The organism is Leptospira noguchii serovar Panama str. CZ214 (genome assembly GCF_000306255.2).
Classification (GTDB): Bacteria; Spirochaetota; Leptospiria; order Leptospirales; family Leptospiraceae; genus Leptospira; species Leptospira noguchii.
This window is the reverse complement of record NZ_AKWY02000010.1, coordinates 30,633-54,460: the sequence shown is the minus strand read 5'-3', so window position 1 is coordinate 54,460 and position 23,828 is coordinate 30,633. Positions and strand designations below refer to the sequence as shown.

The following is a 23,828-nucleotide window of genomic DNA, read 5'->3' as shown; positions in this document are numbered from 1 at the left end:
TTATTACGCCTAACTTACATTTTCTTAAGTAAACCAAGTTTTCTTATCACATTCTATCTATTTTTTTTGATTCTTTTTATATAAAAGAATCGTTGAAAAATTAATTCTCCATCTGTTTCATGAAAATGGTAATTTGAAGCACGTATTGCCAATTTGAGCTATGGAATTTTCCAACAACTCTAAACTTTCTACTTCGCTTTTTCCCTCAGGTTTATTCATTTTCATAAAAATAAGATAAAACACATGATAAAAATTTAATATAAAAAAATTATAATAATTTTAAATATATCACACACTGTGCAATCAAAAGCGCGCCTAAGAGAAAAATCCACCTGCGTTTTGCGGAATAAACAAGCCTTACTTTATCTTCCGGAAAATAAATCGTGACAATCAGCGCATTTATATTTGCAATTAAATAAAAAGATTCCATCTTAAAATGGAAAGGTTTATAAAACAAAGCACCGAAAGCGGCAAAAGAAGGAATAAAATACAAAATAGTTTTAGGATGTAAAAAACCGGGTCTCTGTTCTTGAACGATCACCTTTTTACCGATTTTTTTTTCTAACTCAGCTTGAAATCGATCTGGCTCCAAAAGATTCAAAACCGGAATCTGATCTTCCCGAGTAGCAATCAAAAAACGAACATACGAACGAAACATGTCTCTTTCAATCGAAACAACAGACTTCAGTTTCGTTTCCAAAGACTGACCTTTGGAATTGAAAAGTTTCAAAGAATTAGAAGTCAGTTCTACTTTAGCGCCCTTTAAAACTTTTAATTGTCTAGAAAAATTTCTATAAAGTAAAAAACCTAAAAGTACAGAAAGAAGGCCGAAAATTTTAACAAAATCGAATCGATTGTCATCCGGAACCTTAAAAAAGTTCCAAGCAATGAAAGCACAATAAAGAAAGATCACCGCCGTTGAACGAAAAATCAGATTTCTTGTAAACTTAGCTGAATCATACTGAAACTCACTCATGTTCCAAACTACCAAAATCACTTTTTTTGAATATAGGAAACATTTCCACACCTTCCGCAAGAATCGCCTCTTTTCCACCTTCTTGACGATCCAAAATACAAACACCTTGGACAACTTCGATTCCACAATCTCTCAAACTATGAATCGCTTGGATCGTGGAACCACCCGTGGTAATCACGTCGTCTACGATGACACATTGTTTCACTAAATGAGTCGAACCTTCCACCAATTTTTTTGTCCCGTGATCCTTGGAAAGTTTGCGTACGATTAAAGGATATACATTCTTATTTTGTTTTCTAAATTCTAAACTGATTCCGTAACAGATCGGATCGGCTCCCATCGTAAGACCACCAAAGGCCTGAGGTAGTAGAATTCCAGATTCACCTAAATGCTGTTCTACGATAAACTTACATAAAAGCTCCAAACGATCCGGAACAAGAGTAATTTCCTTACAATTAAAATAATGTCTGGATTTTTTTCCGGAAGCCAAAGTAAAAGGTTGTTCCGAATAACGATACACATGAGTTCGAATGAGTTCCAAAAGTTTTTGTTTCATAGAAAGTTCTTTCTTAAGTATTTTTAACCAGTGAATTTCCAAGAAAGAATCCGGAAACCCGTTTTCAAAATAAAAAAAACTTTCAAAACGGATTCCGACATGAATCTTGTAATACATGCAATCCGTAAGGCTTACGTCCGTTTCTCTCAAAACGAAAGTATTTGATTTTCAAGGAAACTTGGAAAAAATCAAAAGAGTTCTCGATTTAGAGAAAAAATCGGATCTTATTTTATTTCCGGAACTTTGTATTTCTGGTTACGGATGCGAAGACTCATTTTATTTTCCAAGAATCTGGAAAAAATCTTGGAACTCTTTAATACAACTACTTCCTTATACGGAAAATAAGATTATAGTAGTCGGTTTACCTATATTCCAAAATCCTTATTTATTCAACTGTGCCGCAGTGCTTTGTAACGGCGTCGTAGCGGGAATTGTACCTAAGTCCAATCTAGCTTCCACAGGAGTTCACTACGAAAACAGATGGTTTACTAGAGGCGAAGAATCTCAAGAAAATTTCGTAACCCCGGACGGATCAACAGTTCCTTTCGGTTCTCTTATTTTTGAAACGGACTATTTTTCTTTCGGCATAGAAATTTGCGAAGACTCATGGGTATTACAAAAACCTTCTATACCACTTGCAGAAGCAGGTACGGATCTAATCCTTTCTCCGGGAGCGTCCCATTTTGCATTTGGAAAACAAAGAATCCGTAGACAAATTTTCCAAGAAAGTTCAAGAAGAGAGTCTAACGTATATCTATTTTCGAATTTATGCGGAAACGAATCCGGAAGACTGATCTTCGAAGGTGGTTCCATGATTGTTCAAAACGGGAAATTACTTTCAGAATCGGGAAGACTTTTTTTCGGAGATTTTAGTCTTTGCTCCAACGAAATCGATTTCGAGGTATCTCAAGCCGATAGGGCAAAAAATTTCCGTCCTTCCGGAAACCGCTTTAGTAAAACAAAATCAATCGAAGAAAATAAAATCTATTTAGGTATAGAATTTCCCAAAAGAACCCCAAAGGTAAACAAATCTTTACTGGAAATTTCAATTTCCAAAGAAGAAGAATCATATTTGGATTTTACGAAAGCAGTAGCATTAGGACTTTTTGATTATCTAATGTATTCTAATACAAAAGGTTATACACTTTCTCTTTCCGGGGGAGCTGACAGTTCCGCGTGTGCCTTACTCGTAACTGCAATGAAAAAAATCGCAAAATTAGAATTAGGCGAAAACTTTTTTAAATCCAAAGGAATCCAAGAAGAAAACATACTTTATACACTCTATCAGGCAACTGAAAATAACTCGGATCGAACCAGATACTTAGCTGGTTCTCTGGCAAAAGAAATTCAATCGATTCACGGAGATTTGACGATCGATTCAGAAATTCAAAGTATTTCCGAAAAGATCTCCAAACTTACCGGGATTTCCTTTAGTTGGGATAAACATAACTTAGTTCTACAAAATATTCAGGCAAGAGTTCGTTCTCCCATTATATGGATGCTTGCCAATTTAAACGGACATCTTCTTCTTTCCACCGGAAATAGAAGCGAGGCAAGCGTAGGTTATACTACAATGGATGGAGATTCTTCCGGATCAATTGCACCACTAACAGGAGTTAGTAAGGAATTTATTTTAAGATGGTTACGTTTTATTTCAGAAGGAAAAGATCCAATCCTTCCGGCATATCCTTCTATCAAAGAAATCGCTCTTTCTCCACCCAGCGCCGAATTAAAACCACTGGATAATAAACAAGAAGACGAAAAAGATCTGATGCCCTATTCACTCTTACAAAAAATAGAAGAATTATTTATAGTAAGAGGAGCCGGATTTTCCGAAATCATACAACTTCTTGCAGAAGATTCGGAAGTACAAAATTTACCTCCCGGTTTTTTAGAAGAATCGGTAAAAAAATATATTTCACTGTTTCATAAAAACCAATGGAAACGGGAAAGACTTCCGCCTTCATTTCATTTAGACGATTATGGGGTAGATCCAAAATCTAGTTTTCGATTTCCGATCCTTTCAGAAGAAAATGAATTATAAATTTAGAATATTTTAAATTTATAATTCTTAAAAAGTCTACTTTTAAAAACCTTTATGAATTTAAAGACGATAGAATTATTGAAAAATAAATTCTCCATCAATTTCTCTTTGATAAAAACGGTCGATTGAAATAGTTTCGTTAATCGCCACTATGGATTTTTTCAACAAAATGTTCTTAAAATTAGTTTTTTCGTAAAATCACTGTTTTACGACCATAATTTAATAATAAATTTTTTTTAGAAATTTCAAGCAGTTAACCTTTTAAATCATTCTAATTTACTTTTTTCTGTTCTACTTTTCATAAGAACTTATTCCAAAACCTAATTGATATAAATTCGGTAACTTTTATAGAATTGAATTTTTCCGTAAAAAAAATGTGGGAACTATTACAAATCAAAGTTTTACAGTTAAATCCTAAAAATGTGGGAACTATTACAAATCAAAGTTTTACAGTTAAATCCTAAAAATGTGGGAACTATTACAAATCAGAGTTTTACAATTAAATCCCAAAAATGTGGGAACTATTACAAATCAAAGTTTTACAATTAAATCCTAAAAATGTGGGAACTATTACAAATCAAAGTTTTACAGTTAAATCCCAAAAATGTGGGAACTAACACGTTTAATAAAAATCGTACTTTCAAAATGGAAACGAAATCAATTCTAAATGTAAGTCCAATAGTTTCAAAATTTATAACATTCCTGCTTGTTTGAACGCGTTTTCCTTTTCTTTTTGAACCTGTTGTAATTGATTTTTAATAGATTCTTGAATGTTATTCAATTTCTTTTCGGTCTCTTCTTCTCCTGAACCTTTTTGAAGATCCACGAGATAATTGATAATATCCATTCGATCCTGAGTTTGTTTTTCCATGTTTTGATAATAAGAACGAATCTGATCCTGAGTGGCTGTTCTTGCAAAAACGTTACGCGCCGCTTCTGCAATCCGACTATCTTCCTGTTTCTTGGCCTCTTTTTCGGCGGGGCTTAACTTTTTAGGAATGAGAGAGTTATCCGGAAAACGTTCTCGCAACTGGCTAAAACGTTCCATCTCTTCGTTAGTATAGGGCTTGTTCGTCTGAGGATTCACAGGATTATCCGCGTCTGCAGCGTTGGGATCTGCTTCCTTTGTTTCTCCTTTACCGGGCTCAATGTATTCTCCCTTTCCAGACTTATAAAAGGAAGAATCAAAAATAGATTCGTTCGTTTTACCTCCAGAAGATCCGGAAGAAGACGAACTTCCTCCACCTCCGCCTAAAAGAAGTGCAACACTATCTGCTTCTTTACTTTTTCTTTCTTTTTCGCTGGAATCTTCTGAAGAAAAAAGGACCCAAACAAGCGCAATCAATGCGACTGAAATTCCGGAATAAATAACTAATTTACGAATGCTTATCACGAGAAACGCTCCGAGAAATTCGGGAAATTTTGATTGTAAGACCGTCGATCCAGGAAATTCTATCCTGGATTCGTCTCTAATTTTTGAGAAATCGAATCCTACGCAAGATAAAAATGTATTTTCAAATCTTTCGTTTCAGGCCTTTTCCAATACTTACCTTCATTTGGATTTTATTCGGTTGTGGTATGAATACAGACGTAGCACAATCACCCTTCATATTCATTTCTCCAGTAGGAGTTCCTCAGTTCTTAAGTATCCTTGCCGTAAACACAGGAATTACAGATACTGCTACAAAAGATACAGACTTTCAACCCGAGCCAAACGATTATAAACCTGAATTTTTAGTTCGTTATTACGTTACAAACGCAGAACCTCAATTCGTAGGTTACAATCTATATATCACTACCACGACCCCTTCGGTCGCGGAAACTCTCACTTCTGGAAATGTGTATTTAGAAAATGGAGTGCAACCTTCTTTTCCTCATCTTTCTTCCGAAGCTTCCACCAGTTCTTCTAAACTACAAACCCATAGAATTCTCAATCAAATTCCTCCTCCTGGAGTGTTTCCATTCATCAAATGTGAGATTTATACGTTCACAATGAGAGCACTTTTAAACAGTGGGATTTTCTCAAATCCATCTACTCCCGTAAAGATGTGTTCTTCTTCTCGTCCTTTTCTTTGCCCTGTAGGTTCTAGCTGCAACCCAGCGGAATGTAACAACTCCTCCTGTACTACAGCAGTAAAACAAAACTGTCCCGTCGGAACACTTTGTAATCCTTGTACAATTTCAGGAGCGGAAGAAACAGGTTGTATTTGTCCTTCTGGAGTTTCTCCTCCAGGTTGTAATCTATGAATTCAGAGGAAGAATCTTCGGAAACTTTTCTCGAACCCGGAACTTTATATGTTGTTTCCACACCGATCGGAAATTTGGAAGATCTAACCTTTCGAGCACTTAAAATCCTAAAAAATACAAATCGAATCCTTTGTGAAAACTCGGGACATTCTAAAAAATTATTTAGATTTTATTCGATCCACACTCAGTGTTCTACACTTTACAAAGATCAATCGGAAAAACCCTACTTAAGTATATTAGAAGAATTGAAAGAAGGAAAAACGTTTGCACTCGTTTCGGATGCGGGAACTCCCGGAATTTCAGATCCAGGTTCTCATTTGATTCGTGTGGTTCGAGAAAAAGGATTTAAAGTTTCCCCAATTCCAGGAGCAAGCGCTTTGACCGCACTGCTCGGGGTTTCAGGTTGGCAGGCCAATCCATTTTTGTTTCTAGGATTTTTATCCGAAAAAAAAGGAAAAAAAAGAAATCAACTCTGCGAATGGAAAGAGTTCCAAGGTCTGATTATGATTTTTGAATCCGTCCACAGAATCGAAGATACTCTGAACGCCATCCAAGAAGTATTTTCGGACTGTGAATTTTTGGTAGGTAGGGAAATGACTAAAATTCACGAAGAAATCCTCTATTTTTCTCCTTTTACAACCGAAAAATCGCAAGAATTTACTTCTAAGGGTGAATTTGTGGTTTTAATCAATACAAATCGTAAAAAAATGCTTAAAGGCTCTATAGGATCAGCCGATAGAATTCAGTAGAGGTAACAAATCATGACTATCGATAAAATCGGTGGGATCGGTGGAAGCGGATACGAACCGAAAAGAACTGCCCCGGTTAAAAAAGCGGAATCAAAAGAAACTTTTGACAACGTTTCTATTTCCGACACCGCAAAACAAAAAGCTTCCGAAGCAAAGCTACAAGCGGAAATTCAAACTATAACTCGCAAAATTCTTTCTACTCCGGACGACCAAGATCGTTCCGTTAAATTGAAAGAAATAAAAGAAAAGTTAAAAAACGGAGACTATGACAATCTAAGTCCAGAAGTTTTGAATACGATCGCTGATAGAATTTCAGAAACCATGTTGGGCCAATAAAGAAACTGTACACATTAACTGATTTTTACCTCTATCTAAATTAGAAAATCGCTAGGGTCTTCGGGAGACGACAACGATGCCGATACTCCCCGATTGGGTTCACTTTACATTTCCTCCAAAAATCCACTTTGAAGCAGATTGCGGCTACAAAGTGGGTAACTTCGTTAAAAACATAGGTTCAAGAACCGTCATTTTTTCCACACAACAAGAACTGGAAAACATGGACGAACTTTCCGTCATCAAGACTAGTTTAGAAAAACATATCGATGGGGTCATCTTATACGATGACATCGTAAAAGAACCTTCCCCCGAAGAATTGGATACTGCTGCCTACTTTGCAAAAATCGCAAATGCGGATTGTATCATCGGCTATGGTTCTTATGAATCCATCAGTATGACCAAATTGATCGCTCTACTGATTACAAACGATATTTTTGCGGAAGATATGATCAACGACAGGAAGTTAAAATTAAAAAAGCCAATTCCATTGATTTTGATTCCTACTCATCCTGTTTTCGGTTTAGAATGTTCTCCTATTTCTACTATTCTGTTAGGGAATGAAAAGATTACTAGATACTTTTCCCACGAACTTCTTTTTCCTGAACTGATCATAGCAGATCCTAAAATTTCTTCGTTTATGAGTTCGATGGACATTTCCAAAGTAGGAGTGGGAATTTTGGCCGCCGCCGTAGATACGATTCTTTCTAAATTTTCCACGGAACTTACAATTTCTTCGGCGCTTCGCGCAATTGAACTTTTACAAAAGAACCTGATTCCATCAATCCGAGATCCTAAAAACATAAACTATAAAAACGGTTTATACGCGGCTAGTCTTTTGACTGGAATTGCACAATCTTCCAGCTCGCTCGGACTTTGTTTTGCTCTTTCATTAGCAAGTTCGAATATTACAAATTTAGATATTTTTCAATCTATGTCTATTCTTCTTCCCCACGTGATGGAATATAATTTAACTTCTTCTGCGGGTAAATACGTAATGATTGCTAGAGCCTTAGACGAGGACATCACTAATATTTCTGTAATCGAAGCCGCAATTAAGGCGGTAGAAGGTATCCGTAAAATTTTTATCGAATTGAAAATTCCTCAAAGGCTTTCGGAATACGAAGTAAGAAAAATTGATCTTCCCTCAATTGCAAATCTTGCGGCTTCATTTCCTTTTTTAGACTCTCTTCCGAGAGAACTTCCTAAAAACGAAATCGAAACGATTTTAATCGCTGCGTTCTAAATTTCATCTTTCCTTTGCATTCGATCCATACCGATTTTGGCTACTAAGGAACCATATCGAAAGAATGAATATCACAATCCCAATTTAGAATTCGGTATTTTAAGCAAAGATAAAGTATTTTTGAAATGGCTTGTAGTAAGTTCTGAGGAAATCTCTCATATTCCTATTTTTCGAAGTGTTCTGCTCTCTGAAAAGACTAGTCGAAAACAATTTTTAACCTAAATCTACAGTAAGAAAATCAGAAAAAATTTCTTAAACGTGGTGTTCCCACATTGAATTTTTTACGAAAAAATTGACCTGTAAAACGAACCTTTTACGACGAACTTAAAAGCTATTCAAAACACGCAAAAAAACATTTGAAACTGTCTCTCTCAACCTAAAACTTGGAGCCAGAATGAGCGACGAACAAATCGATACAATCATCGGAGACGATATTCATTTCAGAGGAAAATTGAAATTCAACAATTCTCTGAAAATCAAAGGTAATTTTAAAGGTACAATCGAAACTACCGGAAAACTTGTAGTAGGAGACACCGGAGAAGTGGAAGCAGATATCCAAACAGGAACTTTAGAAGTAGAAGGAAATCTAAAAGGAAACGTTTCCGCAAACCAAAAAGTAGCCATTCGAAAAACAGGAAAAGTAATCGGTGATATCCGCACGCCCGATTTAGAAATCGAATCCGGAGCGAAATTTAGCGGAAACAGCGCTATGTAATGACTCAACCCTCTCCTTTTTCACACGGCCCGGGCTTAAAGGAATTACATCCTTCAAGCTTGCGACCACATTTTAGTCCTCTTCAACATAGATTCTACGAAACACATCTGCGGGAAAAATCCCATCCAGAACATCTACTCTTTCACGGTCTGAGAGAACTCCCCTCTCCTTTTTTACTTCCGGATTTAGAACCCGCTTTGGAACTTCTAAAAGAATTCATTCAAAAAGAAAAAAAGATCCTTCTATTTGGGGACAGAGATTGTGACGGTGTATCTTCCACAAGTTTACTCGGAAGTTTTTTAAAAAAGATTCATCGAGGTGAGCTGATCCTTAAAACCTCAAACGAAGAAGACTACGGTCTTTGCCCTGCAGCACTTGACTTCGTTAAAAAAATAAAACCAGATCTTTTGATCACTCTTGATTTTGGTACTACAAATCACATCCAGATCGACGAACTTGCATCCATAGGAATCAAGGTTATAGTTTTAGATCATCACGAAATCCCGGAAAGAATCCCGAACTGTTATCTGATTTCTCCAAAACGTTCAGATTCTATCTACCCCAATAAAAAAATTTGCACTTCCGTTTTGGCTCTAAAATTCATTCAGGCTTACCTCTATTCCTCTTTAGAGGAATACAATCGTGCAACCTGGATTGGAGACGGTAATTCCTTATTTTCAGGTTTTCTAATATACCGAGGTAAACTTCTTTTTCAAGGTGATAAACATGAAGCGGAATCTAAATTTTCTCTTACTATCCAGGACGAAAGTTACTCTTTCCAATCTTCTTACCCAGAAAGAGAATGGTTTTATCAAGAATTTCTAAAATATCCCGCAGTCTTAGAACAATACCTTCAAAACTTCGACTTGGCTTCCATTGGAACTGTCTCGGATATGATGCCTTTATACGGTGAAAATAGAATCATCGTTAGAGAAGGTTGCAAAATTCTTTTTAAACTTCATAAAAAAGAATCTTCGCATAGAGAAGGTCTTTTCCAACTTTTACAACTCATGGAATTTGCGGACAATCGTGTTACTTCAAAAGACCTAGGTTGGGGATTAGGTCCCATGATCAATTCTGCTGGAAGAATGAATCGTACCGATGTAGCACTGAATCTTTTGTTAGAAGAAAATCCAGAAGTTGCAAAGTCGGGCGCCAAAGAACTTCAAAAACTCAACGAAGAAAGAAAAGAAAGAACAAAAAGAAATATTTTCAAAGTGGATAGTTTTTTAAAAAGAAAAAAAGAAAGAACCGAAAGATCGGTTCTTTTTTGTTATGAACCGGACTTTGAACCTGGCGTTTCCGGTATCGTGGCCACAAGACTTGTAGAAGAATACAAAAGACCGGTTTTATTTATCACTCCAGATCATGGTCACGCTAAGGGAAGTATTCGCGCTTATGGTAAAGAAAACGTATTAAATCTTCTTAAAAAAGCAGAGTCCGTCTTTTTACAGTTTGGCGGGCATAAAGAAGCAGGTGGCTTTTCATTAGAAATAGATAAAATACCGGAACTTGCTAAGTTAATTTTTGATAACGCGGACAACTGGCTTGCAGAAGAACAAAGGACTTCGACTTTGGAACAAATCGAAAGTCTGATTTCTTTAAAACCGGAAGAATTAAATCCTAATATCTTTCAGGAACTTTCTATCTTTGAACCGTTCGGCCATGAAAACCCAATTCCATTATACTCAATCAAAAATGCTAAGATCTATCATACAAAACCGATGACGGATGGAAAACACGTTCGTTTTAGAATCCTAGGCGCTCCGGAATCGATCCAATGTTTGATTTGGAATCGTGGAAAAGATTTTTTAGAATTGATTAGTAAAGCGGTAAGCTTGGATCTCTGGGGTTCTTTGGAAGAGTCCACCTTTCGATCCAAAACTTCTCTTCAATTTGTTGTGAATTACTTTCAAGAATCGGAAAATTAAACCCAGATAAGAGTTTTCAAAGTTGTTCCGTTAAATCCTGAATTTGCAAGAGTTCCCACAATCAATTTTTTTAATAAAAAAATGAATTCTGCTCTATGAAACACAACATAATAATCGCTTTAGTATTGGTTCTACCAAACTTCATGTTAAAAAATGTAATGGGAATTTACTACATTTGAATTTGTCGTTGGTGTTTTACAACTGTTGAAACAAATTTTATGAATAACCTAACTTAGGCTCAATGACTAAAGAGAATCTATATAAAATTTCCAAAAAACGTCGTCCCAATCAAATTTTTTGCATAAAATGGCGGTTTTACGACCACCTTAAAAATGAAAAAACTATTTATTTTGAGTCAGTCCCCAAAAACTTAGAATGAATCATTTGAGTAAAATGTGTAGTTCCCACAAAAATCATCGTATTATATGATTTATAGTTTTTTAGAATTCTTTTGTTATTATAATTTCTGTAAAAGTTCCCACAGTTTTGTAAAACTGCCCCTACTTTGTAACAGCGTACAACAATGTGTTGAGTTTTTAAAAGACATTCACTGAACTTCTACGGTCGCTCGAAGTAACTCAGCAATTTTAGTTTATAAAAGTAAACTAAAATTCATTTCCTGGATTTTCAGAAGGAAAATCTTCTTGAGAATTTTCCTTTTGATTTTTGCGATTTTGTTTTTCTGATTCGGAAAAATTTTGAATGTCTTCCCTACGATTGGAACGATCTTCTTCTCGATTTTTTTGAAAATTTCGATTCCTATTTTTATTGGGGCGAGTTCCGTTAAATTTTTTTACGGGAGTTGGTCTTTTTCTCACAGAAATTTCCCAGAAAAACGCGCTCTGAATCGCCTTTTCATCGTTTTCTGCAATCGCTCCAATTTTAAATACCATAAATGCATCGTAAAAATAATCTTTCATCCGAAAGAAATTATTCTGAGAAGACTTTTCGTCTTCTGTACTTAAAAATCTCTGTTGACTTGCAAAAATCTTAATTAAACGATCTTTATCTTTTTTAGGAGTTTCCAGTCGTTTGAAAATCGGTTCCAAACTGTTTTTGATTGCTGGAACCAAATGCATATTCTCTTTTTGTAATGCTTCCGAAACAAGATCTGAAAAAATCAAAGCATAAAATATATGAGGAGTCATCTCCTCTCTCTCAGTCAGTAACTTATCTGCAATCGCAAGTCGTTTTCCAATATTAGTCTCTAAAAATTTTTCACCAAAGCTGGAATTCTTTTTTCTTTCCTTATCAAAGGCTTCTTTAAAAAGAATTTCTAAAATTCCGTGTTCCGCCATTCCTTGAAAGATCAAGGAAGTTTTCCAAGTCCGGAAAATCTTATTGTATTCTTCCAACATTCTAGAACTAGAAGCTTTTTCTAATTCTGCCTTATGTTTACGGATTGCCTTGGCGGTTATCTTTTCAATATTAAGTCCTAAAATTTCAGCAAACTTGACCGCGCGTAACATCCTCACAGGATCTTCTCGAAAAGAAATATCCGGATCTCCGATCACTCTTAATACCTTATTTCGAATATCCTCAAAGCCGCCCACATAATCTATGATGGAGTCATTTCTTACGTCATAATATAAAGAATTAATTGTAAAGTCTCTACGAGCCGCATCTTCCTGAGGTGTTCCAAATTTATTATCCCTCTTGATGAGATAATCTTGATCCTCTACCGCTTTTCCCAATCTGTAATCGGGCAAGGAACGAAAGGTACTGACTTCTATTACTTTTCCGCGGAAAAGTATATGCACAATTTTGAATCTTCTTCCGATGATTCTACAATTATTGAAAATCTTTTTGATCTGGTTTGGAGTCGCGTTAGTGACAACGTCAAAGTCTTTCGGTTTTCTTCCCAGAAGAAGATCCCGCACTCCACCTCCAACGATATAAGCCTTAAAACCGAATTTATTCAGCCTATGGATGATTTTGACCGCGTCCTCATCTATCATATTTTTACGGATCAGATGAGCATCCCGATAATAACGTTTACCGTCCGGGTGGGAGAGAATATCCTCAACTGATCCTATTTTTTTCTTGAACAGATTGGACAGGAATTTCATATAAAGAATGGGTCTATAATCCCTTTGATCTCCCTACCTGCAAGTAAAAATCTATGATAAGTCCGGCAAAGTATGATCTCAAATTGACCCATTCTGAACGTCTGCAAGTCAAAATTCTCAAATTCAAAAATAGATTTCGGAAATTTAAAGAATCTGGTTCTAAGAAGATCTCTTTTTTACTCGTTCCTCATAGTCACGAAAATGTGATTACTATCGAACTTAACGTTTTTATGGCTTGGTTCCTCGGAATTCTTTCAGGACTCATTCTAATCTTAGCATTCCTATTTCTTTCTTATTTGAATTTTTTCTACCGCCCCGATCAAGACCTGTTTCAAAAAAGCGACGAGAACGTCAGCCAATATCTTTACTACGATATGCTTCTTCAAGATGCTAAAAAGGAAATCCGCGGCTTAGAAAGAAAAACCGAACAACTCAATCTTGTGGCTTGGGACGAGGTTCCTTGGAAAAGAATTCTGACGTATGAAGTTATACCGGAGTTTCATCTTAAAAAGGAAATCCCCGATTCGGAAACCAATCTAGAACTTTATAAAAATACGGTAGAAGGTTTTGCGGTTCAGAATATTGAACTATTTCGGATTCGTCAGGCGTTTGAAAACGCATTCGACTATCTCGAAGAAAGAGAATCAATTCTCTACGCTCTTCCAAGAGGTCGACCTCTCAAACCTGGAGTCGGTTTCGTCTCTTCTACGTTTGGTGGTAGGGTAGATCCATTCGGCTTAGTTATATTAGGCGAACATCATTCCGGAGTAGATTTTGCATCTGCGGAAGGAACTCCTATTTATGCGACTGCGCCCGGAATCGTAGTCGAGTCCGGGCAGTCTTCGGGTGGTTTAGGTAAAAATATTAAAATCAATCACTTAAATGGTATTTTTACGGTTTACGGTCACTGTTCTCAGATTCTGGTAGAAAAAAATCAAATCGTAAAACGAGGAGATCTGATCGGTCTCGTTGGTTCCACCGGTAAGGCCACTGGTCCACATGTTCATTACGAGGTTCATATCGGTCAAGACCCTCCTTTAGATCCTGCCGAATTTATCAATATAGAATAAGTTTTCTCAGTAGGTAAACTTTAGAAGACAAGATCGTGAGAGTTCCCACAGTTCAAAGTTTGACTGTTAAATCTCAACTTGTGAGAGTTCCCACAGTTTACTTTTTTAGAACAAAAAACTCAGGTTCATTTTTACTGGGGAAATCAGTTTCAGATAAGATTCAATTCCAATCTTTCTATAAATGTGGGAACTCACACCTTGAAATCAAATAAACCATCTGAATTTTCTGATTTGAATTTATCATCTATTGTATTCAAAAAAGGATAATGGATTGATCCATTCCAGCAATCAAAGGTATTGGTTACACTATGATCGATAGAATTCCAGTACCGTTTCTCAATCCTTTATTCAAATTCTTATTCAATAGAGAATGGGACGGACCGTCCACATTCAGCATCCTAATGATGATCGGTTTTTTAACTGCATCTTATCTTCTTCCTAAAGAACTAAAACGTAGAAAGTTAGAACCGGAACATTCCGATTGGTTGCTCCTTTTAGGAATTTTAGGTACTTTAGTAGGGGCTAAAATCTTTTTTATCTTTGAAATTTGGGATCAAATCTTTATAGAAACACCCGGTTTTGACGGAAAATATATTTATCCACTCACTCATTGGTATGGTTTTCCGGGAAGAATGTCTTTTTGGGACAATTTGTTTTCAGGAAGCGGGCTCGTATTTTATGGAGGATTTTTATTCGGAATTCTTTTTATCACTCTTTACATGAAATACTTCAAACTAGACATTCCATCTTACTTAGACGCTGCGGTTCCAAGTATGGCGATCGGTTACGCGATTGGTAGATTGGGTTGTTGGGTTTCTGGTGATGGATGTTATGGTTTTGCAACTGACATCAAAATTCCACTTTTAGTTTTTGATTATCACGGAGCTCATCCTTCCGGTGTGCCCGTTTGGAACACTCCATTGATCGAATCGATCGTTTCTTTTTTATTTTTCTTTTATTTTCAGTTTTGGGCGAGAAATCAGAACTTTAAAAAATTTTCTATTGGGGCCCAATATTTGATCTTACATGGTTTCGCAAGATTGATGGTTGAATTTTTAAGAGTTAATAAGGCGGTATTTCCTTTGACGACCCCTCCCTCGCTCGTAAATATTCCAAACGTAGAACAAAATCCTGCGTTTCTAACTCAGTATTACTGGCACGGTTTTTCTCAATCCCAATTAGTTTCTATTGCAATCATTTTAGTAGGTGCATTTTTTATCATAAAATGGAAACTCTGGAAAAAAGAAAATACATCTAACGTTTAAAAATTTTTATTTAAAACATTATAAATTTAGAATATTCTAACGTGAGCAGAGCGTAAGAAAACTTGAGCGAGTCCGGCTGCCATAAGCAGCCGGACCGGACTCAGCTGTGGTCAATAAATTGTATATAGGAACGTTATACGACTTATCATCTTAAATTTAGAACGCAACACCTGCAGAGCGACCCATAGGGAGCGATGCATTGAGTTCAGAGAGCGACCCACTGAGTTCCCCCGCATCGATCCCTTTCGCATTAATTCAAGTTATTCTAAATTTAGATTCAAGATCAATAGAATTGTTGAAAAATTCCATAAGGGCGATTAACAAAACTGTTTCAATCGACCGTTTCCATAAAACAGAAGTAGATGGAGAACTCATTTTTCAACAATTCTATTCTTTAATATTTTAAAAGTTTGTCTCAAAACTTAGGGACTCACAAAATTTTGATAACGAAGGAACTACTGGAAAATTTACAAACTGCCAGATAGGACTGTTTCAATGTGAGCTTCTACAATTTTAGAATTGGTTCGTAAAATCGCGATTTGCAGTAGTTTCCACAAATTAAATCGCATTACAAATTTTTAAATATTTATCTTTTGTATGAGTTCCCACATTTTAGGAATTGATCCATAAAGTTCAGATCCAACAGCCGTGTTTAAATTTTACCGACAAGAATGTATACAAGAACCAATCGATTATCCGGTAAAAATTTTTACAAAATTTACATTCAATTTTATTGATTTAAAAAACTAAAATTCGATCAATAAAAGAAAATTTATATATAATAAATCTTCAATTGACCAATAATTACAAAATTAGATTTTATCTTTTTTGTCCTACAAATCGAATTACGGAACCCTTTCCATTATGAAACAAACCTTCTTTTAATTCTATTTCTACTTCTTCTAATTCTAATATTTTATAGTTCACAAAATCAGATTTTATTTCTTCAATAGAAAACAACATATCTATTTCTCTGGGACCACCTATCTTTTCGTTTTTCAAAACGTAGTCTATGTGTTTTTTGCTAAACGCCTCAAAGATTATAAATCCATCTTTCCGTAAATATTGATTCAAAGTCTTATGATAGAATGATTTAATGTCTGCAGGAAAATGTGCATAAATAAGTGCAATCGCATCAAATTGTTCAAAATGATAATCTAATGTTTGTAATTCACCAACTTGATAATCCACTTTTACTTGATTTGCTTCTGCAAGTCGAAACGCTTTCTTTTTTCCTTCTATACTGATGTCAAAAGCGGAAACGTTCCAACCAAGCTTTGCCGCAAAAACTGCGTTGCGCCCCTCACCTTCTGCTGGAAAAAGTATCTTTCCTACTTCTAGTTTTTCTAATTGTTCTTTTAAATATTCATTTGGTTGTTCGCCAAAAGCAAACTCGTCTTTACTGTATCTTTCGTTCCATCTGTCTGTCCAAGGATCGCTCATAGTTTTGTTATACCCATAATATAATTAAAATTGAATTTTTATTTAGACGATCTTTTCCAAACAGCGATTTAAATTGGACAATTTTTTTTAGACTTTATAGAATTTTACTGAGACTATTTTAACGTAAGTTTAATATAACTACAAACTATCTTAGAATTCGGCATTTTAAGCAAAAATAAAATATTTTTGAAATAGTCTCTAACCCATCTCTATAAAATTGAATATCTAAATGTTTATCACAAAACGCTGATTCTATGTAAAATATTAGGTACTTTATTATATAGTTATGAGTAACGTGAGTCAACGCGAAAGGGATCGATGAATGAACTAAAGCAAAACGCTTTTTACGAAAGCGTTTTAGGTCGCTCGACAGGTCGCGTTATTAGTATTTTATAAAAACTAAATCTGGTTCTGAAATTTCACAATAACTTGAACGGAGTAAGAGCCCGGTCCGGCTGCCTGTGGCAAGCCGGATTCGCCCCGGTTTTATCCTATGTCAATTTTTTCGTAAAAAAATAGATGTTTAAAAATTTGTAATGCGACTTAACCTGTGGGAACTCTCACAAATCGTGGTTTTACCAGTTAAACTTTGAAAATTGTGGGAACTACTATAAAAGAATCGTCGTCCATCCGATTTTTGCACAAAACCGCTGTTTTACGATCAACATCAAAATTTAAATCCCATTTTAACGTGAGTTCGACGCGAGTAAAAATTTTCTATAAGTATGAGTTCCCACAATTTTAGGAATTGTCTGTAAAAATCGTGATTTGTGAGAGTTCCCACATAATTTTACAGATAAACATAAGTTTTGTAATAGTTCCCACACTTGAGATTCAATTATTATAAACTTCTATTTTATAAATTGTAGGAACTCCCACAAATTGCGTCGCTTAGAAACCGTTTATCTTTTTTAGAATTTGATTTTTGTAATAGTTCCCACGTTCTAAGATTGTTTTGGATAATCTATGTGATTTCTCAAACTCAGGACAGCGAGAATCATCTAAATTCTAAATGGAAATGAGTGTGAGTTCCCACATTTAAAGAATCGATCTGTAAAGTTCAGATTTCAACTTTTTTCAGAATCATGGATCCTGCTCATGTTATATTACGATTGATAGGGTTTGTTTGTTAGATTCAGAAAACAACATTCATTTTGAACAAAAGCAATTTTAGAACAATAAAACGCTAAGCGACTTACCTTGATCTTTTTCAGAATATCAAGTTATTTTAATATTTCTCTTCCTTTTGATCCAATCTGAGAACTGACGTAACCTCTTTCTTCCATCAATTCCATCAAACGCGCCGCTTTATTATAACCGATTCTCATTCTTCTTTGTAAATAACTCGCGGAAGCCTTTCGATCGGTTCTAACGATTTCCCAAGCCTGTTCAAAAAGCTCCTCGTCTCCTTCATCCACTGCCGAATTCTCGATTTCTTCATCCAAATCAAAATCCACATAAGATGGTTTACCGAACTTACGCGCTTCTTCTACAATTTTTTCGATCTCTTCTTCCGATACGTAAGGAGACTGAATTCGAATTAGATCTGCTGCCGTCGGAGACTTATATAGAAAATCACCTTTTCCTAATAGAGATTCTGCTCCGTTTTGATCCAATATAATTTTTGAATCCGTTTTTTGAGCCACGTGAAAAGCCATACGAGCGGGGCAGTTCGCTTTGATCAAACCTGTAATCACATCCACGGAAGGACGTTGTGTTGCCATAATCAGATGGATTCCTACCGCTCTTGATTTTTGAGTAATCCGAGTGATCGCGTCTTCTAGATCCTTACCAGAAACCATCATCAAATCTGCAAGCTCATCTATAAAAATGACTATATAAGGCATCTTTTTATATCCGTCTCTGTGTGCGCCCTGTTCTACTTTTTCGTTATACGTTTTAAAATCTCTACACTTGAGTTTGGAAACGGAATGATACCTTGCTTCCATTTCCTGAATGGCCCAAGCCAATGCGCGAGTCGCTTTTTTAGGATCAGTGATAACCGGCATCAAAAGATGAGGAATGTCTTCGTATAACGTGAGTTCCACCATTTTAGGATCGATCATGATAAAACGAACTTCTTCGGGAGAAAGATGAACCACCAAAGAAGAAATCATAGAATTCAAACAAACCGATTTACCGGAACCTGTAGTTCCCGCGACGAGCAAATGAGGAAGTTTATTCAAATCGATTCCGACTAACTTACCGGATATATCTTTTCCGATTAAAATGGATAAATCTTTTTTAGGACGAAGACTTAAGTTTTGATGAAGAATATCTCCTAGAAATACATCTTCTCTGATACTATTAGGAACCTCGATTCCGATTGTAGACTTACCTGGAATTGGCGCTACGATCCGAATATTTTTTACCGCTAGATACAAACGAAGTTCATCCGAAAGAGAAGTAATCCTACCGAGTTTAACTCCTAAGGGAGGAGTAAGTTCATAACGAGTAATGATTGGTCCCCTTTCCATAGAAACAACTTGGGATTCATAACCATACTGACGAATGATCTCTTCTATCTTACGAGCTACTTTGTCTGCTTCAATTTTAAACAAAGGATCTTGAATTTTTGTAGTAGTCGTTTTTAAACTTTTAAGAGGAACGTGATAGATAGAACGTTTTGATTTTACTTCTGGAACCAATGTAGCCGGAGGAAAAGGTAAACCAGGCTCAAACTTCTCTTCTGTTTTTTCCGAAGAAAGTACGGAAGAATTAGAAATAGGACTTGGGGAAACTTCTTGGAAATTTGAAATCGTAGAAGTTTTAGGATCTTCAGAAATATTTTTTTCGGTAGAAGTTTCAGAATTTAAAGTTTCTTCTTCTGGAAGGTTCTCTTCAATATTCGTATCTTCTTTCTCGTATAATTCTTCTCCCAGTTCAGAAACCGCTTGTTCAATCCTTTCTTTTTCTTCGAACAAAAATTTATCCGGTAATTCTTCCGATTGTAATATAAGATCCGTCTGATTCCGTTCTTTTTTTATTTCCAATTCAGCAGGAACGACCAATGTAATAGAGGATTCTTTTTCAGAAATAATATTAGAAAAACTAGAAGTTCTAAAGTCTATAATCTCCCAACGAGAAGGAGTTTTTTGAAAGTTTTTTTCTTCTTTAATTTTTTCAGAAAGAGAAGAAGATACCGATTCAAAACGAAATACCTTTCCTTGTTTCTCAAAATTCCCGGTAAAGGCTCCGTGATTTTGAAATCGAATCCTAGACGTTTTTGGAGTTTGAGTTTCTAAAGAACTTTTATCCACCTGAGACAAAAAATCGGAAAGTTTACCTTCTTTTCCAAAGGTAGAATGAAGCACGTTTTGCAAATTGGAAGGTTGTTTGTTTCCGAAATTTCGTCCAAATGATTCGGTTTGTAAACCGCTCAAATCATTTGTGTTCGTGGAAATCCAAGGTGGAACCGATTCTTTTCTTTGAAATTTTTCCACCGCAGATTGAAAAAGTGAACCTAAACCTTCTCCCCGTTTTCCAAATCCAGATATAAATCCTTCTTTATACTTTGCCCCGGCGGTTCCGAGTGCTCTTCCAATAAAATGAAGCGGGGATTCGTTTAACAATAGTATTAAACCGTAAAAATAAAATACTAAATGAATTAAAATCTTTCCGGTGGAGCCAAATACAAATTCTAAACCAGAAGATAATAATTGTCCTATAAAACCTCCCTGAGAAGCAAATGGAATCGTTGAAACGTGCCCCGTTACTTGAAGAGTTACCGTATAACATAATAAGAAAACCGGAATAGAAAATAGTCTGTTGGTAAGTTCAAATCCTTCTTTGGCAAGTCGAAGAGATCCTAAACCGATTGTAAAAAGTCCGGGCAAAAACGACGCAGCCCCAAACATAAAAAACATTCCATAAGAAATATAATACCCAAGCCTTCCAAAAAAATTATATTCTACACCTTGTTCCCCAGCGTCGAAAGAACCCAAAGAAAGAGTTAATATAATCCCCGCAAAAAGAAGTAGGTATGGAAGAATCATCTTTCCGCTTTGCAAATTCCAGGTTGGTTTAAATTCTTTGGATTTAGATTCCATGTTTTTACTATCGGAACACGGCTAAAAAAAGAAAAGAGACTTAATTTTTGAGTTTGGACTTTGTAGATTCCATTCTAAAAAATCTTGTGCGGAATCAAGATAAGATATAACATCTGTCAGATGTTTTCGTCAGTTTTATAGGAGAAAAATTCTATGCAAAAAAAAACTTCTAGTAATCCACAACCTAACTTTTGGGATTTATTGGGGCCTTTGTTCGAATTTATAAATCCTTTGTTTCATATCAGAAACGATACGGACGAGTCAGGAACCATAGAATCGATTAAACGAGGTGTCAATTTTTCGGGTTCCGCTTTATGGACTTTGATTTTTGCGATCTTTATCGCTTCTATAGGTCTCAATATCAATTCCACAGCTGTAATCATTGGAGCCATGCTTATTTCCCCCTTGATGGGTCCGATCATGGGTGCGGGGCTTGCCTTAGGAATTTATGATTTCGAACTTTTAAAAAAATCACTTCGTAATCTCGCTGTGATGACATTTTTAAGTCTTTTTACGTCTGCACTTTACTTTTTGATTTCACCTCTTTCAGACGCTCAATCGGAACTTATGGCCAGAACCTCTCCGACCATCTACGACGTGTTAATCGCTTTTATCGGCGGAGCCACTGGAATTGTTGCCGGTTCCAGAAAGGATAAAATCTCAAACGCAATTCCAGGAGTGGCGATTGCAACCGCCTTGATGCCACCTCTTTGTACCGCTGGTTACGGTTTGGCCAATTGGAATTTTAAATTTTTCTTAGGCGCTTTTTATCTCTATTTGATCAACAGCGTCTTTATAGGTATCAGTACTTTGATTTTTGTACGTTATCTGAAATTTCAGCGCACCGTTTATACAGACCCGGCAGTTGATAAAAGGATTTACCGTTATGTGTACTTGTTGTCTGTATGTTTGATTCTTCCTAGTATTTACTTCGCCTATGACATAGTAGTTGATTCTGCTTTCAAAAGGAATGCTAAAAGTTATCTCGAAAATCAATTCACATTCGAAAAAAGTAAAATTCTATCTGCTAATATTATCAGGAAAGGTGGTGAAAAAAAAATAGAAATCACTATGATCGGAGAAACCTTGTCCGAAGACGTTCTTTCCCAATTGAAAACAATTCTTCCTAAATACGGTTTGGAAGGTACAGAATTAAAAGTCATTCAATCCTATAAAGATAGTTCTCAATTGAATCAACAGTCAGGTTTTTCTTTCCAAAACGAAGCCGGTTCTAAAATTCAGGAAGAAAAAATTCATCTTTTAGAAAACGAACTTAGGATTTTAAAAGATAAAGACCATCTGGCGCAATCCGTTGCCAAGGAGATCAATATTTTATTTCCTTCTGTTGATTCGTTTTCCTTGGGAGATTTTTTAGTCCAAAACGTTCAAGATTTTTCTTCTTCTAAAGAAGTAACGGTTCTAGTTAAATGGAAACATCAGGTTGGAAGTGTTGAAAGAAAACGATTGGAACTTTTTTTAAAACTCAGATTGGGTTTGGAAAATTTGCAAGTTTTGGATCTTTAATTCGAAAAAATCTGCGGTAGTTCCCACGTTGGAGTTAGAATTTCTTGAACTCAAAAAAAAGTATGAGTTCCCACGTTGGAAGTTTTGTGTTATAGGCTATAATTCAAATCAAACGCAGTGATCCATAGAATAACGCTACTTGAGCGATCAATAATAATCTACCGGTCTTACGACCTAATTTTAAAATTTCAAAAAATTTCCGAACTTGTTCGCACTATATTCCAAAATCTACTTCAAAATCTTAGAATGTGGGAACTCTTACAGGAGCTTTTCAGCAATAAAATCTGTGGGAACTACCTCAAATCACGATTTTACAAACAAATTTTAAAATTGTGAGAACTCATACTTTTAGAAAATTCTTTCTCATTTTTTTACGCCGAGTTCACATTACTCAAAAAAAATTCTCTCACTCATATTTTTTGTCCGGGGTAAGCAGTATTCTAAAACTCAGATTGAGAGGTAAACAATATGCAAACCATAACTACAGAATGGATGAACGAAAGAATTGAAATCATCGCGGAAATACTCGCCGATCAACTGATCGAAGAAATCCGTAAAAGAGCCTTAGAAAAAGAAAAATTTCCAAACCAACCAGAAGCGGCCTAAAAACTTAGGTCGTATTCCAATCCAGACTCAAACAATAGGAGGATAAAAAAATGGCAGAATACACACTCAAAGAAAAAAAAGGAAGTCTCTTCAGCAACGCAACCAAAGAAAAAGAAACTCAACCAGATTACACCGGTAAGGTGCTTCTCGAAGGTAAAACGTATCGACTCGCCGGATGGATCCGTAAGTCAGCAACTGGAAAAAATTATCTTTCACTCAGTCTTTCAGAACCGAATTTAGAAAAAAAGTCAGAAGGAAGTTCAGTCGTAACGGTAACAGACGGAAACGATTTTACGGATATAGAAGAAGATTTTCCGTTTTAAAAATTCGATTTACTTCTCGGCATAAAAATAAAAAAATCCATCCTGATTAGGAGAAAGGAATTTTTTGAAGACTAAAATTGATTTCAAATTGTTTTTGATAACGACTCTGACTCTTGTGTTTTTGACTTCTTCCAATTGCGGTTATAATACGATCCAAGAAGAAGATGAGGCGATCAATGCATCATGGGCGGAAATACTCAACCAATATCAGAGAAGATCCGATTTAATTCCAAATCTGATCAACACAGTAAAAGGTTATGCAGCCCAAGAAGAAAAAGTATTAACCGGAGTAACAAAAGCCAGAGCGGGAGTAGGCTCCATTCAAGTGGATGAAAAAACCTTAAATAACCCCGAACTTTTTAGGAAATATTCACAGGCACAAACACAGATGACTTCCGCACTTTCTAGATTACTTGTAATTGCAGAAAATTATCCCGACTTAAAATCCAACGAAAATTTTAGAGATCTACAAGCTCAACTCGAAGGAACTGAAAATAGAATTACCGTAGCTAGAAACAGATATATTCATGCGGTACAAAAATACAACGTTACAATTCGAAAATTTCCAAATAATTTAACAGCAAAGTTTTTCGGATTTGAAACCAAACCTTCTTTTAGTGTAGAAAACGAAAAAGAAATTTCTAAACCGCCTGAAGTTAAATTTTAAAATAATTGAACATAA

19 protein-coding genes and 1 pseudogene are annotated in these 23,828 nt (G+C 35.7%); 13 read left to right on the top strand and 7 right to left on the bottom strand.

The window, feature by feature from the left end; genetic code table 11:
- Positions 1-268: 268 nt before the first annotated feature.
- From LEP1GSC059_RS04210 to LEP1GSC059_RS23570, 3 genes and pseudogenes are all read right to left on the bottom strand, one after another.
- The gene (locus LEP1GSC059_RS04210; RefSeq protein ID WP_017214481.1) at positions 269-976 is read right to left on the bottom strand and encodes a hypothetical protein; all 708 of its coding nucleotides are present in this window, start codon (positions 974-976) and stop codon (positions 269-271) included.
- Positions 969-1,532 (bottom strand): orotate phosphoribosyltransferase, encoded by a 564-nt coding sequence (pyrE, locus tag LEP1GSC059_RS04205; protein WP_036057063.1) that lies wholly within the window; start codon positions 1,530-1,532, stop codon positions 969-971. Before pyrE ends, LEP1GSC059_RS04210 begins: the two co-directional genes overlap by 8 nt.
- A 21-nt stretch (positions 1,533-1,553) precedes the next feature.
- Positions 1,554-1,649 (bottom strand): annotated as a pseudogene (locus tag LEP1GSC059_RS23570) (orotate phosphoribosyltransferase); the annotation flags it as partial.
- Here LEP1GSC059_RS23570 and nadE point away from each other — a divergent pair.
- Positions 1,648-3,576, top strand: a complete 1,929-nt coding sequence (nadE, locus tag LEP1GSC059_RS04200) for an NAD(+) synthase (protein WP_020980380.1) — start codon at positions 1,648-1,650, stop codon at positions 3,574-3,576. The pseudogene LEP1GSC059_RS23570 and the gene nadE overlap by 2 nt on opposite strands.
- Positions 3,577-4,267: 691 nt before the next feature.
- Here the strand turns inward: nadE and LEP1GSC059_RS04190 are convergent.
- A complete protein-coding gene (locus LEP1GSC059_RS04190; RefSeq protein WP_002177649.1) occupies positions 4,268-4,969 on the bottom strand; it encodes an LIC_20245 family lipoprotein in 702 nt (233 codons plus the stop codon).
- Between the two features lie 113 nt (positions 4,970-5,082).
- Here LEP1GSC059_RS04190 and LEP1GSC059_RS04185 point away from each other — a divergent pair, with 113 nt between their 5' ends.
- From LEP1GSC059_RS04185 to recJ, 6 genes are all read left to right on the top strand, one after another.
- Positions 5,083-5,823 (top strand): LIC11073 family putative lipoprotein, encoded by a 741-nt coding sequence (locus LEP1GSC059_RS04185; protein ID WP_017214476.1) that lies wholly within the window; start codon positions 5,083-5,085, stop codon positions 5,821-5,823.
- Positions 5,820-6,572: a 16S rRNA (cytidine(1402)-2'-O)-methyltransferase gene (rsmI, locus tag LEP1GSC059_RS04180; protein ID WP_020980354.1), complete on the top strand. Its 753-nt coding sequence runs from the start codon at positions 5,820-5,822 to the stop codon at positions 6,570-6,572. Before LEP1GSC059_RS04185 ends, rsmI begins: the two co-directional genes overlap by 4 nt.
- A 12-nt stretch (positions 6,573-6,584) precedes the next feature.
- Entirely contained in the window at positions 6,585-6,908 is a 324-nt protein-coding gene (locus tag LEP1GSC059_RS04175; protein ID WP_002245764.1) for a flagellar biosynthesis anti-sigma factor FlgM, read from the top strand.
- 76 nt (positions 6,909-6,984) lie between these two features.
- Positions 6,985-8,151 carry an iron-containing alcohol dehydrogenase gene (locus tag LEP1GSC059_RS04170; protein WP_002177674.1) on the top strand — a complete coding sequence of 389 codons (1,167 nt, stop codon included), beginning with the start codon at positions 6,985-6,987 and terminating at the stop codon, positions 8,149-8,151.
- Positions 8,152-8,545: 394 nt separating this feature from the next.
- On the top strand, positions 8,546-8,866 hold the full coding sequence (locus LEP1GSC059_RS04165; RefSeq protein ID WP_002153107.1) for a bactofilin family protein: 321 nt from the start codon (positions 8,546-8,548) through the stop codon (positions 8,864-8,866).
- Positions 8,866-10,797: a single-stranded-DNA-specific exonuclease RecJ gene (gene recJ, locus LEP1GSC059_RS04160; protein WP_017214475.1), complete on the top strand. Its 1,932-nt coding sequence runs from the start codon at positions 8,866-8,868 to the stop codon at positions 10,795-10,797. The genes LEP1GSC059_RS04165 and recJ overlap by 1 nt, the downstream gene beginning before the upstream one ends.
- Positions 10,798-11,402: 605 nt before the next feature.
- Here the strand turns inward: recJ and pcnB are convergent.
- Entirely contained in the window at positions 11,403-12,866 is a 1,464-nt protein-coding gene (pcnB, locus tag LEP1GSC059_RS04155) for a polynucleotide adenylyltransferase PcnB (RefSeq protein WP_002177638.1), read from the bottom strand.
- Between the two features lie 53 nt (positions 12,867-12,919).
- On the opposite strand from pcnB, the gene LEP1GSC059_RS04150 reads away from it, so the two are divergent.
- Both LEP1GSC059_RS04150 and LEP1GSC059_RS04145 read left to right on the top strand, forming a co-directional pair.
- Positions 12,920-13,936, top strand: coding sequence for a M23 family metallopeptidase (locus LEP1GSC059_RS04150; protein WP_002177688.1), 1,017 nt, complete (start codon positions 12,920-12,922; stop codon positions 13,934-13,936).
- Positions 13,937-14,244: 308 nt separating this feature from the next.
- A complete protein-coding gene (locus tag LEP1GSC059_RS04145; RefSeq protein WP_002177689.1) occupies positions 14,245-15,201 on the top strand; it encodes a prolipoprotein diacylglyceryl transferase in 957 nt (318 codons plus the stop codon).
- Positions 15,202-16,020: 819 nt separating this feature from the next.
- On the opposite strand, the gene LEP1GSC059_RS04140 is transcribed toward LEP1GSC059_RS04145, so the two are convergent.
- Both LEP1GSC059_RS04140 and LEP1GSC059_RS04135 read right to left on the bottom strand, forming a co-directional pair.
- Complete coding sequence (locus tag LEP1GSC059_RS04140; protein ID WP_017214473.1) at positions 16,021-16,644, bottom strand: class I SAM-dependent methyltransferase; 624 nt, start codon at positions 16,642-16,644, stop codon at positions 16,021-16,023.
- 1,223 nt (positions 16,645-17,867) lie between these two features.
- Entirely contained in the window at positions 17,868-20,693 is a 2,826-nt protein-coding gene (locus tag LEP1GSC059_RS04135; protein WP_017214472.1) for an FtsK/SpoIIIE family DNA translocase, read from the bottom strand.
- A 153-nt stretch (positions 20,694-20,846) separates the two neighbouring features.
- Here LEP1GSC059_RS04135 and LEP1GSC059_RS04130 point away from each other — a divergent pair, with 153 nt between their 5' ends.
- The 4 genes from LEP1GSC059_RS04130 (at position 20,847) to LEP1GSC059_RS04120 (ending at position 23,813) form a co-directional block, all read left to right on the top strand.
- On the top strand, positions 20,847-22,217 hold the full coding sequence (locus tag LEP1GSC059_RS04130) for a DUF389 domain-containing protein (RefSeq protein ID WP_002177648.1): 1,371 nt from the start codon (positions 20,847-20,849) through the stop codon (positions 22,215-22,217).
- 468 nt (positions 22,218-22,685) lie between these two features.
- Positions 22,686-22,823, top strand: coding sequence for a hypothetical protein (locus LEP1GSC059_RS23565; RefSeq protein ID WP_002245774.1), 138 nt, complete (start codon positions 22,686-22,688; stop codon positions 22,821-22,823).
- Between the two features lie 50 nt (positions 22,824-22,873).
- Positions 22,874-23,146 carry a DUF736 family protein gene (locus LEP1GSC059_RS04125; RefSeq protein WP_002245767.1) on the top strand — a complete coding sequence of 91 codons (273 nt, stop codon included), beginning with the start codon at positions 22,874-22,876 and terminating at the stop codon, positions 23,144-23,146.
- A 64-nt stretch (positions 23,147-23,210) separates the two neighbouring features.
- Positions 23,211-23,813 carry a LemA family protein gene (locus LEP1GSC059_RS04120; protein ID WP_017214470.1) on the top strand — a complete coding sequence of 201 codons (603 nt, stop codon included), beginning with the start codon at positions 23,211-23,213 and terminating at the stop codon, positions 23,811-23,813.
- Positions 23,814-23,828: the final 15 nt, after the last annotated feature.

What these genes read in the sequence shown, in the direction of transcription:
- LEP1GSC059_RS04210 (WP_017214481.1), bottom strand. Translation starts at nt 976, where the DNA reads ATGAGTGAGTTTCAGTATGATTCAGCTAAGTTTACAAGAAATCTGATT.
- pyrE (WP_036057063.1), bottom strand. Translation starts at nt 1,532, where the DNA reads ATGAAACAAAAACTTTTGGAACTCATTCGAACTCATGTGTATCGTTAT.
- nadE (WP_020980380.1), top strand. Translation starts at nt 1,648, where the DNA reads ATGCAATCCGTAAGGCTTACGTCCGTTTCTCTCAAAACGAAAGTATTT.
- LEP1GSC059_RS04185 (WP_017214476.1), top strand. Translation starts at nt 5,083, where the DNA reads ATGTATTTTCAAATCTTTCGTTTCAGGCCTTTTCCAATACTTACCTTC.
- rsmI (WP_020980354.1), top strand. Translation starts at nt 5,820, where the DNA reads ATGAATTCAGAGGAAGAATCTTCGGAAACTTTTCTCGAACCCGGAACT.
- LEP1GSC059_RS04175 (WP_002245764.1), top strand. Translation starts at nt 6,585, where the DNA reads ATGACTATCGATAAAATCGGTGGGATCGGTGGAAGCGGATACGAACCG.
- LEP1GSC059_RS04170 (WP_002177674.1), top strand. Translation starts at nt 6,985, where the DNA reads ATGCCGATACTCCCCGATTGGGTTCACTTTACATTTCCTCCAAAAATC.
- LEP1GSC059_RS04165 (WP_002153107.1), top strand. Translation starts at nt 8,546, where the DNA reads ATGAGCGACGAACAAATCGATACAATCATCGGAGACGATATTCATTTC.
- recJ (WP_017214475.1), top strand. Translation starts at nt 8,866, where the DNA reads ATGACTCAACCCTCTCCTTTTTCACACGGCCCGGGCTTAAAGGAATTA.
- pcnB (WP_002177638.1), bottom strand. Translation starts at nt 12,866, where the DNA reads ATGAAATTCCTGTCCAATCTGTTCAAGAAAAAAATAGGATCAGTTGAG.
- LEP1GSC059_RS04150 (WP_002177688.1), top strand. Translation starts at nt 12,920, where the DNA reads ATGATAAGTCCGGCAAAGTATGATCTCAAATTGACCCATTCTGAACGT.
- LEP1GSC059_RS04145 (WP_002177689.1), top strand. Translation starts at nt 14,245, where the DNA reads ATGATCGATAGAATTCCAGTACCGTTTCTCAATCCTTTATTCAAATTC.
- LEP1GSC059_RS04140 (WP_017214473.1), bottom strand. Translation starts at nt 16,644, where the DNA reads ATGAGCGATCCTTGGACAGACAGATGGAACGAAAGATACAGTAAAGAC.
- LEP1GSC059_RS04135 (WP_017214472.1), bottom strand. Translation starts at nt 20,693, where the DNA reads ATGGAATCTAAATCCAAAGAATTTAAACCAACCTGGAATTTGCAAAGC.
- LEP1GSC059_RS04130 (WP_002177648.1), top strand. Translation starts at nt 20,847, where the DNA reads ATGCAAAAAAAAACTTCTAGTAATCCACAACCTAACTTTTGGGATTTA.
- LEP1GSC059_RS23565 (WP_002245774.1), top strand. Translation starts at nt 22,686, where the DNA reads ATGCAAACCATAACTACAGAATGGATGAACGAAAGAATTGAAATCATC.
- LEP1GSC059_RS04125 (WP_002245767.1), top strand. Translation starts at nt 22,874, where the DNA reads ATGGCAGAATACACACTCAAAGAAAAAAAAGGAAGTCTCTTCAGCAAC.